The following is a 15,450-nucleotide window of genomic DNA, read 5'->3' as shown; positions in this document are numbered from 1 at the left end:
GGGCGGTGGCGCCCGTCGGCAGCTCGGCCTTCACGAGGTTGTTGCGACCGTCCCAACCGTAGGTGGTGGTGTTGCCGCCGGGGTGGTGTCGGCCGCGGCGATGCGGTGGGCAAGAGGGTGCAGGCGCCTGTTCTGGCGTGACGCCTGGTGATGATGGCTGTGGCGGACGCTGTGCGACGGCATGAGCTGCAACGGCGCAAGGGAGAAGGGTCTGCCTCGCGAGCAGGCGTTGAGCGAGGCCGCTACGGTGACGCGTCTCCTTCCGCCGGATCTCTCTGCGGCTTTGAACGGCGAAGGCGGCCGTCCCGGACGCCAGGCGCGCCCCCTGCTCCTGCCGGAGACCTGGCAGCCGCACATCACCCTCGGCCGCAGTTGCCGACCGGAAAGAGCGGAGTCCAGGGCAGTGCCGTGCGCCAGTTGTCGCCGCCGCGCATCCAGTCCCCGATGACCTTGGCCACCGGCTCGGGCCCGACGATGTCCCCCTGCCACGGCACATGCGCCTCGAAGTGCAGGTGGTCACCGCCCTCGCGGTACTCGACCTGGTAGCTGAAGTCATCGTTCAGGTAGACCTGCATGAAGTGCTGGTCCACCGGTTCCCTGTCGGTTCGCTCGACGATCACGAACGGGTGCGACAGATTCATGTCGGCAAGCAGGTCGTGGACGGCCACCTCCGACGGGTCGTCGATGGACTTCCCGGCGGCTTCGATGGCCCGGATCAACGGCTTGGTCATGCGGGCGACTGTAAAGGCGCGGTCCGACAGTCAGGCCGCTCAGCCGGCCCGTTCCAGTGCCAGGGCCTCCTCGGCCACGCCTAGGGTCTGCCTCTTTGGGCCGCTGCAGCATGGCGGGACACCATCCAGACACGAGGCATCTCCGAGGTCATCGACAGCTACGACATTCTGATCATTCACGTGGACCAGCGGAGGGCTTCGCTGCCCGGAACCATGAGGCCCGGGCACTACGAAGCGCGTTTGCGGGGCGGCCGTCGCGCCTGGTGCAGGACCGCCTGGTAGGCCACGGCAAGCCTGTCGGTGCGCATCGCCGGACCCCGCCACTGCTTGAGCGGTTGATGCACCGCTCGACAGTGTTGCGCTGCTTGTATGCCTCCGTATCGAAGCACGGCGGACAGCCTGCGGCACGGCCTCGCCGCAAGCAGTGTCCGACCTAGTCGGCGGGTTGCGAGACGACAGCGCGGATGCCGTGCCGACACAGATGACCGCGGATCGCGCGGGAGGAGTAGGCGCGGTCCGCGAGGACGGCCTCCGGTCGAGTCCTGGGTTCCACCGAGTCCGCGTCGCGGAACGCGGATCCCGGCCATGACGGCCCTCCAATGCCGGTGCATCCCCGGCCTGGCCTGCGGTGACGTAGAGGGCCAACGGACGTGCCCGGCTGTCACCGGCCAGATGCACTTTTGCGCTCAGGCCACCGCGAGAGCGTCCGGGTGCGTGATCGTTGGGTTCGGACCGGCGTGGAGCCCTTTTTCCCAGCACCGGCCTCATGCTGGTGGGCCCGGCAGATTGTGGAGTCCGCCAAGACCGTCCGGCCCGCATCGTCATCCGCGTCCGCCGCGGCCAGGGCGGCGGCGAGAATCCGTTCCCGGGTGCCGCCCACAGCCCACCTGATCAGGCGTTTGTGCGCCGTCTGGGGCGAGCCCAGCTCGGCAGGCAGGTCGCGCCAGGGCGAGCAGGTGCGGTACTTCCACGCGATGACCTTGAGGGTGCGACGGTGGACGGCTCACCGCCGCCCGCGGACCGGATCGGCCGGCGTCAGTGGCTCGATCCGATCCCACATCGCATCAGTGATCAATAACCGGACAGGCACATCCGATCAACTGACCAGCCCACCAAGGAGACACGCTCAGGGCCTGCGGGCCCGAAGGGGAAGAGCGCGCGCCGGATTGGCGTGCCCAGACGTCAGGCGGTCGATCCGTCCGGCACCCGGGCCCCGTCCGGTCACACGAGTACGTGATCGAGGAAGCACCAGCGCCAGTTCTCTCCGGGCTCATGGGTACGCATCACGGGGTGGCCCGTTTCCCTGTGGTGCCCCGTCGCGTGCCGTCCCAGCGACGAGTCGCAGCAGCCGACGTGACCGCAGCTGAGACACAGGCGCAACTGCACCGGATCCGTGCCGTCCCGCAGACACTCCGGACACGTCTTGGTGAGTGGGACGGGTTCCGGGAGCGGCAGCGCGTCGGCGTGCGTGCACTGTTTCATGATGGCCAGATTACGACGGTTGCACGGATCACCGCGCGGAGATTCGAGGGTGGGCACGACATGGACGTGATGCCGCTGCTGTTGCTGGTGGCGGGCAGTGCCGCGATCTCCGCTGCCGCCAGACGCACTCCGGTGCCGGCCCCGCTCCTGGTGGTCGCCGCCGGTCTCGCGGCCGGCTACGTCCCCGGCGTGCCCGTCTACACGCTCGACCCGCACATCGTCCTTCCGCTCATCCTGCCTCCGCTGCTGCACACGGCTGCCACCGACAGCTCCTACCTCGGTCTGCGGGCACAGCTGCGGCCGGTCGCGCTGCTGTCGGTGGGGTACGTACTGTTCGCGACCTTCGTCGTCGGCTGGGCCCTGTACCTGCTCGTGCCGGGCCTGTCGCTCACTGCGGCTCTGGTGTTCGGTGCCGTGGTGGCCCCGCCGGACGCGGTCGCGGCGACGGCGGTGGCGCGCCGGGTCGGACTGCCGTCCCGGATCACCACGATCCTCCAGGGCGAGTCCCTGCTGAACGACGCCACCGCGATCACCGCGTTCCGGGTGGCCGTGGCGGCGGCCGTCGGCGAGGGCGCGACCTGGGCCGGGGGGATCGGCGAGTTCCTGCTCGCGGCGTTCGGCGGCCTCGCGTTCGGCCTGGTGCTGATGGTTCCGCTGCACTGGCTGCGCACCCACGTGAAGGAGGCGCTGCTGCAGAACACCCTCTCCCTGCTGATCCCGTTCGTCGCCTATGCCGCCGCCGAGCAGGTGCACGCCTCCGGGGTCATCGCGGTCGTGGTCGTCGCGCTCTACCTGGGACACCGCGCGTGGGAGGTTGATTTCGCCACCCGGCTCCAGGAGGAGGCGGTGTGGAGGATGGTCGCGTTCGTCCTGGAGGCCGCGGTGTTCGCGCTCATCGGACTGCAACTGCCGATCGTCCTCAAGGGGCTCGGGGAGTACGCGGGCGCCGAGGCCGCCTGGTACGCGCTGGCCGTCTTCGCGGTGGTCGTCGTCGCGCGGTTCGTGTGGGTGTACCCGGCGACCTTTCTGCCACCGCTGCTGTCGGCGCGGATCCGGGAACGCGAGGGGAGACCCGACTGGAAGTCGCCGTTCGTCATCGCATGGGCCGGCATGCGCGGCGTGGTCTCGCTGGCCATCGCCTTCTCGATCCCGCTCACCGCCGGCGGCGCCGGCTTCCCGCAGCGCAACCTGCTGCTCTTCCTGACCTTCACCACGGTCATCGGCACGCTGGTGGTGCAGGGTCTGACCCTGCCCCCGCTGATTCATCTGCTGAAGATCCCCGGGCGCGACATCCAGGCCGAGACCCTCGCGGAGGCCAACGCCCAGGCGCAGGCTTCGCGGGTCGCCGAGCAGCGGCTGGACGAGCTCCTGTCCAACGAGCGCAACGCTCTTCCGGCCCCGCTCGCCGACCGTCTGCGCACCGTCCTGGAGCGCCGCCGCAATGCCGTCTGGGAACGTCTGGGCCAGGCCAACCCGGTCACCGGGGAGTCCGTGGACGACACCTACCGGCGGCTGTCGCGGGAGATGATCAGCGCGGAGCGTGACGTGTTCGTCAGACTCCGCGACGCCCGCTACCTCGACGACGAGATGCTGCGTACCTTGCTGCGGCGGCTGGACCTGGAGGAGGCAGCGGTGTACCGGGAGACGGCATAGCACGGCTCCCGGTGCTCACGGGAAGGGGTGCCCGGTGACGACGGCGGCGACCGTGTTTCCGCGCGGGAACGCCTTCTCTTCGGCCAGGATGACAAGGGCGTACAGCATCTTGGCGGCATAGACGCGTTCGACGGGTATGTCGTGGCGGTGTTCGAGGTCCTGGGCGCACTCCTCGAGTTCCGGGGGGGTGCGGGCAAAACCGTCGAAGTGGAAGCGGTCGTCGAGAGGCCAGTCGCCGCGCACACCGTCGAACGCCCCGGCCTGCAGCGCCCGTATGTCCGTGGCCAGGAAGCCGCCCTTGGGTACCGGAACGCCCAGCGCACGCCCCGGGAGCCCAGTCCGGCGGGCAGCCCGGCGAGCGTGCCGCCGGTGCCGCAGGCCACAGCGACCACAGCGCGTGTCCTGTCCATCTCACCGGCGAGCCCCATTCCGTTCGCGATACTGCGTCACTGGTTGTCCGAGAGCTACACGTCCACAGGTGCAGCGCCGTGGCAGCCGCGTCAAGAAGACTCCTCACCAGCGGGTACGGCGGCAGCGCCGGATCCAGCCCGCGGGGCTTCCCTCCAGCACTCCAAGGGTGGAGCCAGAAGAACTCGGAACCCTGGTCCCAAAACAAGGTTCTGGCTCAACTCCTGTGGTGCGGAGAAGGAGCATCTCCTTCAGGAATCTGCTCCACCTGGCTGACCTGCGGGATACCGGGCACGGCATCGCGCTGGACCCGTGTGCCGGCGCCTCTTTGCCCACCGGACCAGGTCGGTGACCGGGGTGGCGACGGGCAGGTTCGTCATCCAGTAGCCGGTCGGCTCGGTCGCTTCCTCGGGCCGTTCGACCAGCAGGGGCCGCACGCCGTTCCACCGGCTGCGTCCGCCGGCCTTCTCCTGGGCGGTGCGGGAGGCTTCTTTGCCAGAGAGCCGCACTTCGAGCACCACGAACCGCGAGGTCATTGCGCCCTTGCTGCCCTGACACCTGGTGACCGACTCGAAGCGTGCGTCAGCGTCGACGAACGTCATCAGAGGCTTGGCGGCCTCGCGGTAGCGGGGCAGGGTGGGCGGTCCCAACCTTCCGTAGACGGGCTGGAACGGCTCGGCCGCGGCCGGACGGGCGATCTCCCTGGGGTCCACCGCCGCCATGTATGACCAGCCGCGTTCCTCCAACGCGAGCCGGAAGGAGACGCTGCGGCCGTAGCCGGCATCGGCCACGATCAGACCCTGCGCGGCCAGTCTGTCCAGCAACCCCGGTCCAGGCGCGTCTTGGACCCATGGCCGACCTCGTCAGGCACCCCGGCCCGTCGGCGCCGCAGATCGTCGTGCGCCCACTCCACGGGCAGGAGCAGTTCCCACTCCAGCGGGCAGGACGCGGTGCCGGTGGCCGCGACCTGGCAGTTGGCCCGCTTGCCCAGCGCACCGCAGCACTGCCGGCCACCCGGCCGACGCGGTACCGCACTGGGGAAACGAGACATCATCGACCACCCGCACCCGAGACGGACCGCCTTGCGCAACCGCTCGGCGATCCGCTGCCGCACCGGCAGCGGGTGCCACGGCGGCTGATTCACGAACTGCTGCAGGTCCTGCATGTCGCCGTCCGGCAGACGCTCGGCCATCGGCTGGATCGACTTGCGTCGGCCGTCCAGCATCAGGCCCCGCGGATAACACTCACCCCGGAGCCGTTCCACTTCCCCAGTCTCACACCAGCAAGATGCCACCACCAGGCGAGATCACCCAACGTGACGAAGCACTACTAAAGGAAGTGTCGCCAAGTGCTCCCAGCCGGTGCCGCTACTTGCCACTACCGAATTCCATCACACGCCAGCGCATGCTCGGGAAGCTACACGGGTCGAGTGGTTACAGGGGCCGCCCTATTGGTGCCACAGAAGTGACCCAGAGCTGCCGGTGTGGAAGCGACGCTTCACAGTGGGTGACGGCGACCCCGACGGCGGCGCGGATCGGACAGGCGGGACGGCCGGGCTAAAGGTCGGGCAGTTCATCGGGGCGGGCCGGATCACAGCCCGCGAGTTGGCCCAGCCCGACAAGGATGGGTGATGGCGCAGCAGGCACGGTCTTTCGTTGCGGTGATCAGCGGATTCGGCATTCCGTGATCACCGGAAGCCGTGCCTGCAAGCGCACCACTGCCCGTCACGAAACGCTCACGGGCACCGACTTGGGTGTTGGACCCACACCGGAAGCTTCGAGCCGACCGCGAGAACGACGGAGCACTGCCTCCGTCCCACACCCACTACCAGGACATACATGTCGCGCTTCCGCTGACGTCCATCCGCTGCCATCCCACCACCCACTCGCACCCGAACACGTTGCCGAAAACAGGACAGGCAAGCGGAAGTGAGGTACCAAGGAATGAAGACCGCGTCATGAGCAAACCCCGCCCTTGCACAGGGGGCACAGGAAACGCAAGGCGACCACCCGTACGCGGCCACCTTCCCCCTTCGCGCAGCGCCGTCTGCAGCGAACACCCGGTTTCTCTCATTACCTGGGTAGTGCGGTCAAGCTTCCCCAAAGCCTCACTACCGGAAGGAGATCGCCATGCGTGCACGGAAGATTGCGGTCTCACTCGTGAGTCCGCTCGTCTTCGCCACCGCCTTTGCGATCCCATCAACCGCGGCCTGGCAAGCCTCCGCTGCCGTTCTCAGACCGCGACCGCAGTGGCACCGGAGGCCGGCCAGGCTCTGGCGCCCACCTCAATCGCGGACTACCGGCGCGACGGTCGCAGGGACGGTCGCCACTGCGACTACCGCGACAACTACGACGACCGGACCCGCCGCCAGGGCAACCGTGACCACCGACGCGGCTACCGCGACGGATACAGGTCCGGGTACGACGTTGCGTACCACCAGGCGTTCAACCGGCACTGCCGCAATTAGGCCCGCATCACGGACCGCGACAGAGTCATTCCGCTGCGGCGCCCCTCGCCGTTGATGCACAGAGGTTGGCCGAGAAGCACCTCACCGTGCACTTCCTGCGGACCTGCCGGTGGTCCGGGGGCGGGAGGGGACCGGCAGTGCCGTGACGTTCCCCTCGGAATGCCGCAGCCGTTCGAGGAGCCGGGCGTTTCCCGTCCTCAACTCAACGTTGCGCAAGATCAGGACCCGGAACTGATGAGGATCCCCATCACTCACCGCTGCGGGTTTGGTGCGTCGCTTCCCGGTCCGGGCGATCTCGGTCACCGCACCGAGACCCACAGAACGACGAAGGATCTCCCGGGAACCCATTCGGTGAATCCGAGCTGGGCAAAGACACCACACCGCGAGTTCCATCTCAGTAATACGAATCTGCTCTTCACACCCGGTGCCGAGGCCGTTGCACCCGAGTCCTCCGGCATCGACGACTCCTCGTATCTCGCCACCATGATCGAGTCGAGGGGCACCCCGTCGACGGATGACGGGGACCAGAACGTGATGGTTCCGTGAGTGCTCAAGGAGCTTGCATGCTGGAGAAGTCTGCCGAGTCCCTGACGACCGTGCCGGATGAATCTGGAGTCGCCGAACACAGGACGCACGGCCCATCGAAAGAAAGCAGCCCGTCGACAGACACGGAAAGGAACCTCGCCGAGGTACTCGCCGGCGTCGTGCGCGTCGAGCACGTGTCGGTCGACAGTAATTTCTTCGACGACCTCGGCGCCAACTCCTTGGTGATGGCGCAATTCTGTGCACGCGTCAGGAAACGGGCGGATTTGCCGTCGGTGTCGATAAAGGACATCTACCGTCACCGGACGATCCGCAGCCTGGCGGCGGCGCTCACCGATGCCGGCACCGATGCCGGAACCGGTATCGCTGCCACACCCGCCCCCGTCAGCTCGCCGGACCCAGCATCCTCGGAGGCCACGACTCCCATCGGTACGCTGCAGTACGTCCTCTGCGGTGTGCTACAGTTCCTGCTTTTCCTAGGATATTCTTCCCTCGCTGCAATTCTCACCGCACGTGGTTATGCATGGATATCCGCCGGCTCGAACGTGACGGAAATTTACCTGCGCTCGGTCATGTTCGGCGGCGCCGGCTTCGTCGGCGTGTGCACTTTCCCGATCGCGGCCAAATGGATCCTTATCGGCCGGTGGAAAGAACGCGCGTTCCCGGTCTGGGGTCTGACTTATCTGCGCTTCTGGACCGTCAAGGTGCTGCTCCACGCCAACCCGATGGTCTTCTTCGTCGGCAATCCCCTGTATGTGCTCTACCTACGGGCACTCGGCGCACACATCGGCACGGGTGTCACGATCCTCTCGCGCAACGTTCCGGTCTGCACCGACCTGCTCACGATCGGCGCCGGCACAGTGATCCGCAAGGAGTCCTTCTTCCTTTGCTACCGGGCACACGCCGGCCGTATTCAGACGGGTCCGGTCACCCTTGGTCAGAATGTGTTCATCGGCGAGAAGACCGTGCTCGACATTGCCACGTCGATGGGCGACGGGGCGCAACTCGGTCATGCATCATCACTGCACAGCGGCCAGACGGTCCCCGACGACCAGCGGTGGCACGGATCTCCGGCGCAGCGCACCGAGGTCGACTACGTGCGGATCCCTCCCGCCAGGTGCGGCACTTTGCGCCGGGTAGGCTTCGGCCTCGCCACAGTGGGTCAGCTGTTCTTCCTCTCCGTGCCGTTGGCCGTCGGGGGCCTGTACATGCTGTTGGCAGAAGTCCCGTCGCTGAACGACCGGCTGGGATCGGGCGTGGCAGGGCTCGTGTCGTCCAAGCTCTATGTCGATGCGCTGATCGTGTCCTGCGTTCTGTTCTTCAGCTTCGTCGTCCTGGGCGTCGTCTTTCTGTTCACCGTGCCACGCCTGTTGAATCTGCTCGTCAAGCCGGGCAAGGTATACCCCCTGTATGGCTTTCATTACTCAACGCACCGGGCGATCGCGCGCATCACCAACGTGAAGTTCTTCAAATGGCTCTTCGGTGACAGTTCCTACATCGTCCACTATCTGCGCGGCCTCGGATACGACCTGTCCCAGGTGGAGCAAACCGGGTCCAACTTCGGCACGGAAGTCCAGCACGAGACCCCGTATCTGTGCTTTGTCGGCAGCGGTACGATGGTCGCTGACGGCCTGTCGATCGTCAATGCCGACTTTTCGAGCACGTCTTTCCGGGTGTCCCGTGCGTCGATCGGGCGGCACAACTTCCTCGGGAACAACATCGCGTACCCGTCCGGGGCGAAGACGGGCGACAACTGTCTCCTCGCGACGAAGGTGATGGTTCCACTCGATGGCGAGGTACGCAGGGGGGTGGGCCTACTCGGCTCGCCGTGCTTCGAGATTCCCCGGTCGGTGGAGCGCGACTTGCGGTTCGACCACATGCGGACCGGGGCCGAGTTGCGTCGCAACCTCGCCGCCAAGAACCGCTGCAACATCCGGTCGATGGTCCTCTTCCTGCTCGTACGGTGGTTTTTCTTCTTCGTCCTCACGGTGTTTGCCCTCGCGGATGTTGAACTGTACGGCGCCTTCGGATATGTAGCGATCGCGGCATTCCTGGTGGTCACCCTGGCATTCACTCCCCTCTATTTCGTACTGGTGGAGCGTGCCATCGTGGCTTTCCGCGGGCTGCGACCGCAGTTGTGCTCCATCTACGACCCGTATTTCTGGTGGCACGAGCGTCTGTGGAAGGTTCCTGACGAGTACCTCAACATCTTCAACGGCACCCCCTTCAAGAACGTGATCTGGCGGCTCCTGGGTGTCCGGCTCGGCAGCAGGATCTTCGATGACGGCTGCTATCTGACGGAGCGGATGCTCACCACCATCGGGAACGACTGCACCCTCAATGCGGGGAGCAAGATCCAATGCCACTCGCAGGAGGACGGCACCTTCAAGTCCGACCGCAGCACGATAGGGGACGGATGCACCCTCGGTGTCGGCTCCCACGTCCACTACGGAGTGACGATGGGTGACGGCTCAGTACTTGCACCCGACTCCTTCCTCATGAAGGGCGAGGAAGTCCCGCAGCACGCGCGGTGGGGTGGAAACCCGGCCACGGAGATGAGCGATGCCCCCGGTCAGCCACCGGTACTGGCGCGGCAGGGGTAGCACAGGACCGTCCTGGTCGAACCGGCTCGACCGGCCGGACAGTCCGGTCTGCCGACAGCAACGACGACAGAGGCGCCGGCCCGGCCGGCGGCGACAGACATGGTGGCCACGGCGAGTGGAGAGGGACTGATCGATGGCAACGCGAGTGACGGACCGGGAATTCTGGCGCGGTGTGCTCGTCACCGGCGGGTCCACCACGATCCCTCGGTGGACGCTCCGTCCGATGACGGGCGTCGACGAGCACGAGGCCACGATTTCGGACGACGTCATGAGCGCCTTGCGCCGGTTGGCGGAGGATCTCACCATGCCTCTCGGCTCCGTGATGTTGGCCGCGCACGCCAAGGTACTCGCCGTGCTGTCGGGCGAGCACGAGGTCACGACCGGCTACGTCGTGGAGGAGGGCGGCCAACCGTTGCCCTGCCGGCTGACGACCGCGCCGGCATCATGGCGGGCACTACTGGTTGACACCCATCGTGTCGCGTCGGAACTGCTGTCGCACAAGGACTTTCCGGTCGACGAACTCAGGCGCGAGTCGGACCTCACCGAACCGTCGATCGAGACCGTCCTCGATCCGAATCCGGCCTTCGGTCCCTGTGCGACGGGCGTCGCCGACGATCTCGCCGGAGACACCGTGCTGTGGATGGCATTCTCGGAGCGCAGTGGCCGGCCCACGCTGCGATTGCGGTACCGGACCGACGTACTCGACGCGGACTACGCCGCCAGGATCGCCGGTTACCACCTCACCGCGCTCGCACTCGTCGCAGCGGATCCGGATGCCGAGCACGCGCGGCAGAGCCTGCTTTCCGACGAGGAGCGCCGGTTCCAGCTCGAAGGGCTGTCCGGACCACGCCGTACCCTGCCGGACGCCCGGATGCACGAACTGTTCGAACAGCGGGTGAGGCTGCAGCCGAATGCCATCGCGGCCGTGCACGGCGACCGGGAGTGGACCTACCAGGAGCTCAACGCCCGTGCCAATCGGCTGGGACGAGCCCTGTTGGCGCGAGGGCTGCGACGCGAAGGTGTCGTCGCGGTGGTGACCGAGAGGAACCTGGACTGGATGGCCGCCGTCCTCGCGGTCTTCAAGGCCGGAGGCGTGTACCTGCCCGTCGAGCCGCGCTTCCCGGCCGATCGCATCGCGGCCATGCTCTCCCGCGCCGAGTGCGGGCTCGTGCTCACCGAACCCGGAAGCACCGACTCGCTCGACCAGGCTCTGGACTCGCTACCAGGAGTCCAGAAGCTCTTCATCGGCACGGCGTACGACGAGGGCGATCGCGACGACGACCTGGGCATCGCCGTCGCACCGGACCAACTCGCCTACATCTACTTCACCTCCGGCTCCACTGGAGAGCCCAAGGGCGCGATGTGCGAGCACGCGGGCATGCTCAACCACCTCTACGCCAAGATCGAGGACCTGGAGCTCGACGTCGACGAGGGACAGGTGGTCGCTCAGACCGCCCCACAGTGCTTCGACATTTCGCTGTGGCAACTGTTGTCCGCCCTCCTGGTGGGCGGGCAGACCGTGCTGGTCGAGCAGGAGGTGATCCTGGACGTCCAGCGGTTCGTCGACAGGATCGCCCGCAGCCGGGCCGCCGTGCTCCAGGTCGTGCCGTCGTACCTCGAAGTCGTCCTGACGTATCTGGAGCAGCACCCGCGCGAGCTGCCCGGCCTGCGGTGCGTGTCCGTCACCGGTGAGGCGTTGAAGAAGGAGCTCACGCAGCGCTGGTTCGCGGCCAAGCCCGGCATCAAGCTGGTCAACGCCTACGGCTTGACCGAGACCTGCGACGACACCAACCACGAGGTCCTGGACCGGGTGCCGGACCGCGAACGGGTCCCACTCGGTCCCCCCGTCAGTAATGTGCACGTATACGTCGTCGACGAGCACCTGTCACCGGTGCCACTCGGCGCCCCCGGCGAGATCGTCTTCTCCGGTGTCTGCGTCGGCCGTGGATACGTCAACGACCCCGGCCGCACCAAGCAGGCCTTCATGCCCGATCCGCACCACGAGGGAGCACGGCTCTACCGCAGTGGCGACCACGGCCGCTGGCTCCCCGAGGGCAAGCTGGAGTTCCTCGGACGTCGCGACACCCAGGTCAAGATCCGTGGCTTCAGGATCGAGATCGGCGAGATCGAGAACGCCCTGCTGCAGGTGTCCGACGTCCGCGACGGTGCGGTGGTGGTCACCGAGCGGCCCGACCGGAGCAAGCACCTTGTGGCCTTCTACTCCGGCCCGAGGTCGCTCCCCGTCGAAGTCCTGCAGGACTGGCTGGGCGAGTCGCTGCCGGAGTACATGGTGCCGTCTGCCTTCCACTGGCGGGAAAGGCTGCCGCTGACCGCCAACGGCAAGATCGACAAGAGGGCACTGGCAGCGCTCGTGGAAGAACCGGACCTCGTCGAAGACGACGAAGAGGGCCCCCACCTGCCGGATACGCCGACCGAGCAGCGCCTGGCGGCCGCTTGGGCGGAAGTGCTCGGCATCCCGCGGGCTCAGATCGACCGACGGGCCCATTTCTTCGACCGAGGCGGCACATCGCTGTCAGCTGTACAGCTGGTGATCACCCTGGACCGCGCGGTATCGCTCAAGGACGTGACCAAACATCCGGTCCTCGCCGATCTCGCCGCGCTGGTCGACGGCCGGTCCGATCGGCGTTCCGGGCTCCTTCAGCCGCTGTGCGAACCGGACGGTGCGCCGACTGGTGCCCTGGTGTGCTTCCCCTATGCCGGCGGCAACGCGGTGAACTTCCAGCCGATGGCCAGGGCGCTGCAGGGCAGTGGGCTCGCGGTCTACGCCGTTGAGCTGCCCGGTCACGACGTGGCCGCCGAGAGCGAGCCTTTCGCGTCGATGGCAGATGTGGTCGCTCGGGTCGTCGCCGAGATCACCGAATGCAACCTGAGCGGAGTTCTGCTGTGGGGTCACTCGTCGGGCGCGGCTTTCGCCGTGGAGACGGCCAGGCAGCTGGACGAGCGTGGGGTGGAGGTCCAACGGGTCTTCATCGGCGCGCAGTTGCTCGGCAATGCCGCTGACCGGCGCGACGCCGTCACCGAGCTGGCCGAACTGAGCGACGCCGAGATCGCCGCGAAGCTGAGCGCGGACAGTGGCTACGCCGAGCTCCATGAGCTGGATGCGCAGCGCGCCGAGCACATCGGTGCGGCCTACCGGCACGACTGCGTGTCCGCACACCGCTATTTCGCAGATCTCCTCGACACTCCCCCGGCGGTGAAGCTGTCCGTGCCGGCCACCGTGGTCGTCGCCACCGACGACCCGATGACGGCTGATCACCCGCGACGCCACCGCGACTGGGAGCTCCTCGCGGCCCACGTCGACCTGCACGAACTCGCCGAGGGCGGCCACTACTTCCTGCGCAGCTGTCCGATCGAGACAGCGCAGGCCGTGCTGCGCACCGCCGAACCACTGCCTTCTTCCTGAGCGGCACACAGCCGCACACTGAAAGGAGAACAGGATGTCCTTCATATCCCCGGCGTTGCTGCTCGACGAGGTCGAACTCCGACCCGGCCGACCTCCGATACTGCGGGCCGAGATCACCAGTGACGCACCGCGCTGGGCAGCCGAGCACCGGGAGGCGCTGCGCGCCGTCGTCGCCGAGCATGGCTGCGTCCTGATCCGCGGCCTCGGGCTGTGCGATGTGGCCGGGGCCGGTGCTGTCTTCGGGCAGCTGAGTACCGGGCTGATGGCCGAGAGGGAGGCCTTTGCGCCCCGGCGGACCTACGCCGACGGCGTGTACTCCTCGGCCCAGTGGCCGCCGAACCAGCCGATGTGCATGCACCACGAACAGAGTTACACGCTCGAGTTCCCCGGGCTGATGCTGTTCGCCTGCCTCGCTGCGCCCCACCAGGGCGGAGCGACCGGAGTGGCTGACGCGGCGACCGTGCTCGAGGAACTGCCCACCTCGTTGACCGAGCGGTTCGAGCGGGAGGGCTGGCTGCTCACCCGAAGCTACAACGACGAGATCGGGTCGTCCCTCATCGAGTCGTTCGGCACCGACGAGCGGGGTGCTGTCGAGAGTTACTGCCGCGCCAACGCGATCGAGTTCGCATGGCAACCCGACGGGGCCCTGCGCACCAGGCAGCGTCGCAGCGCCGTGATGCGCCATCCGGTCAACGGGCGGCGCTGCTGGTTCAACCAGGTCGCGTTCCTCAACGAGTGGACATTGGCCCCCGAGGTCCGCGAGTACCTCGTCGAGGTCTACGGCGCCGACGGACTGCCGTTCAACACCCGTTTCGGAAGCGGCGACCCGATCGGCGAGGACGTGGTGCAGTTGCTCAACAAGGTCTACGAGACCAACACCGCACGCGAGCCGTGGCAGACCGGCGATCTGATGATCGTCGACAACCTACGCACCGCGCACAGTCGGGAGCCCTTCGAGGGACCACGCGAGGTACTCGTCGCGATGGCCGACCCGGTGCGACTGTCCGACTGCTCGCCGACCTTCGAGGTGACCGCCCGATGACCAGCATCCCCTCCTCCGTGACGGCGTCCGCAGCAAGCGAACCGCACCCCGTGCGACCCTTCGCGGTGATCTCCGGTGCCCAGGTCCAGCAGGTGCTGGAGGGACGCGAGAAGCAGCTCGTCGAGTTGGCCGAGGCCACCTACCGGCTGCACGGCGCCGGTGACTCGGTGAACCCACCGTCCTACTTCCTGCGTTTCCCCGACCGCCCGACCTCCCGGATCATCGCGCTGCCGGCCTCGATCGGCGGGCACGTACGGGTGGACGGCGTAAAGTGGATCTCCAGCTTCCCGGAGAACGTTCAGGCCGGCATCCCGAGGGCGTCCGCCGTGCTGATCCTCAACGACCAGGACACCGGCTACCCGTTCGCCTGCCTGGAGAGTTCCATCATCAGCGCCACCAGGACGGCCGCGTCCGCGGTGTTGGCCGCGGATCGGCTCAGCCGGGACCGGCCACGGCCCACGCGTGTCGGGTTCTTCGGGACGGGCCTGATCGCCCGCTACATCCACACGTTCCTGGCCGGCAACGGCTGGTCGTTCGACGAGATAGGCATACACGACCTGGCCGCCGACAGCGCGGCCGGGTTCCACCGCTACCTCGAGCAGTCGGGCACCACAGGCCGGATCACGGTGCACCACAGCGCCGAGGAGCTGATCCGCGGAAGCGACCTGGTGGTCTTCGCCACCGTCGCCAGTGAGCCACACGTCAGCGACCCTACGTGGTTCTCGCACAATCCTGTGGTCCTGCACGTGTCCCTGCGCGACCTCGCACCAGAGATCATTCTCGCTTCAACCAACATCGTGGATGACGTCGAGCACTGTCTGAAGGCCGACACCTCGCCGCATCTGGCCGAGCAGCTCACGGGCGACCGGGACTTCCTGCAGGGCACGTTGGACGACGTGATGGCCGGGCGGGTGACCGTGCCGGCGGGCCGTCCGGTGGTGTTTTCACCCTTCGGCCTCGGGGTGCTCGACCTCGCGGTCGGCAAGTACGTCTACGACGAGATGGTCCGCTCCGGAGAACTGCACGTCATCGACGACTTCTTCCACGAACTGCGCCGTTACGGATAACCGTCCGAGAGCGCCCTGCTGCAGATGAGG

Annotated in this window: 11 protein-coding genes and 2 pseudogenes; 7 read left to right on the top strand and 6 right to left on the bottom strand. The window is 67.2% G+C overall.

The window, feature by feature from the left end:
* Positions 1 to 356: 356 nt before the first annotated feature.
* The 3 genes and pseudogenes from ACIF80_RS16900 to ACIF80_RS16890 form a co-directional block, all read right to left on the bottom strand.
* Positions 357 to 731 (bottom strand): hypothetical protein, encoded by a 375-nt coding sequence (locus tag ACIF80_RS16900; protein WP_399805082.1) that lies wholly within the window; start codon positions 729 to 731, stop codon positions 357 to 359.
* A gap of 227 nt (positions 732 to 958) precedes the next feature.
* A pseudogene (locus ACIF80_RS16895) lies at positions 959 to 1,821 on the bottom strand (IS5 family transposase).
* Positions 1,822 to 1,952: 131 nt separating this feature from the next.
* On the bottom strand, positions 1,953 to 2,213 hold the full coding sequence (locus ACIF80_RS16890) for a UBP-type zinc finger domain-containing protein (RefSeq protein ID WP_399805079.1): 261 nt from the start codon (positions 2,211 to 2,213) through the stop codon (positions 1,953 to 1,955).
* A 60-nt stretch (positions 2,214 to 2,273) separates the two neighbouring features.
* Here ACIF80_RS16890 and ACIF80_RS16885 point away from each other — a divergent pair, with 60 nt between their 5' ends.
* Entirely contained in the window at positions 2,274 to 3,866 is a 1,593-nt protein-coding gene (locus ACIF80_RS16885) for a Na+/H+ antiporter (RefSeq protein WP_399805076.1), read from the top strand.
* Positions 3,867 to 3,881: 15 nt separating this feature from the next.
* Here ACIF80_RS16885 and ACIF80_RS16880 read toward each other — a convergent pair.
* The 3 genes and pseudogenes from ACIF80_RS16880 to ACIF80_RS16870 form a co-directional block, all read right to left on the bottom strand.
* Positions 3,882 to 4,297 (bottom strand): annotated as a pseudogene (locus ACIF80_RS16880) (1-aminocyclopropane-1-carboxylate deaminase); the annotation flags it as partial.
* A gap of 228 nt (positions 4,298 to 4,525) precedes the next feature.
* Positions 4,526 to 5,098 (bottom strand): transposase, encoded by a 573-nt coding sequence (locus ACIF80_RS16875; protein ID WP_399805073.1) that lies wholly within the window; start codon positions 5,096 to 5,098, stop codon positions 4,526 to 4,528.
* Positions 5,068 to 5,499: a transposase gene (locus ACIF80_RS16870; protein ID WP_399805070.1), complete on the bottom strand. Its 432-nt coding sequence runs from the start codon at positions 5,497 to 5,499 to the stop codon at positions 5,068 to 5,070. Before ACIF80_RS16870 ends, ACIF80_RS16875 begins: the two co-directional genes overlap by 31 nt.
* Before the next feature lie 1,023 nt (positions 5,500 to 6,522).
* Between ACIF80_RS16870 and ACIF80_RS16865 the strand changes: the two genes are divergently transcribed.
* The 6 genes from ACIF80_RS16865 (at position 6,523) to sbnB (ending at position 15,420) form a co-directional block, all read left to right on the top strand.
* Positions 6,523 to 6,741, top strand: coding sequence for a hypothetical protein (locus ACIF80_RS16865; RefSeq protein WP_399805069.1), 219 nt, complete (start codon positions 6,523 to 6,525; stop codon positions 6,739 to 6,741).
* Positions 6,742 to 6,900: 159 nt separating this feature from the next.
* Positions 6,901 to 7,287 (top strand): hypothetical protein, encoded by a 387-nt coding sequence (locus tag ACIF80_RS16860; protein ID WP_399805322.1) that lies wholly within the window; start codon positions 6,901 to 6,903, stop codon positions 7,285 to 7,287.
* Positions 7,288 to 7,304: 17 nt separating this feature from the next.
* On the top strand, positions 7,305 to 9,887 hold the full coding sequence (locus ACIF80_RS16855; RefSeq protein ID WP_399805066.1) for a Pls/PosA family non-ribosomal peptide synthetase: 2,583 nt from the start codon (positions 7,305 to 7,307) through the stop codon (positions 9,885 to 9,887).
* Between the two features lie 133 nt (positions 9,888 to 10,020).
* The gene (locus ACIF80_RS16850; RefSeq protein ID WP_399805064.1) at positions 10,021 to 13,311 is read left to right on the top strand and encodes an amino acid adenylation domain-containing protein; all 3,291 of its coding nucleotides are present in this window, start codon (positions 10,021 to 10,023) and stop codon (positions 13,309 to 13,311) included.
* Between the two features lie 34 nt (positions 13,312 to 13,345).
* A complete protein-coding gene (locus ACIF80_RS16845) occupies positions 13,346 to 14,353 on the top strand; it encodes a TauD/TfdA family dioxygenase (RefSeq protein WP_399805061.1) in 1,008 nt (335 codons plus the stop codon).
* The gene (gene sbnB / locus ACIF80_RS16840) at positions 14,350 to 15,420 is read left to right on the top strand and encodes a 2,3-diaminopropionate biosynthesis protein SbnB (RefSeq protein ID WP_399805058.1); all 1,071 of its coding nucleotides are present in this window, start codon (positions 14,350 to 14,352) and stop codon (positions 15,418 to 15,420) included. Before ACIF80_RS16845 ends, sbnB begins: the two co-directional genes overlap by 4 nt.
* Positions 15,421 to 15,450 lie beyond the last annotated feature (30 nt).

This window comes from Streptomyces sp. NPDC085927, from assembly GCF_044540975.1.
Lineage (GTDB): Bacteria > Actinomycetota > Actinomycetes > Streptomycetales > Streptomycetaceae > Streptomyces > Streptomyces hirsutus.
This window is presented reverse-complemented; position numbering and strand designations above follow the sequence as displayed.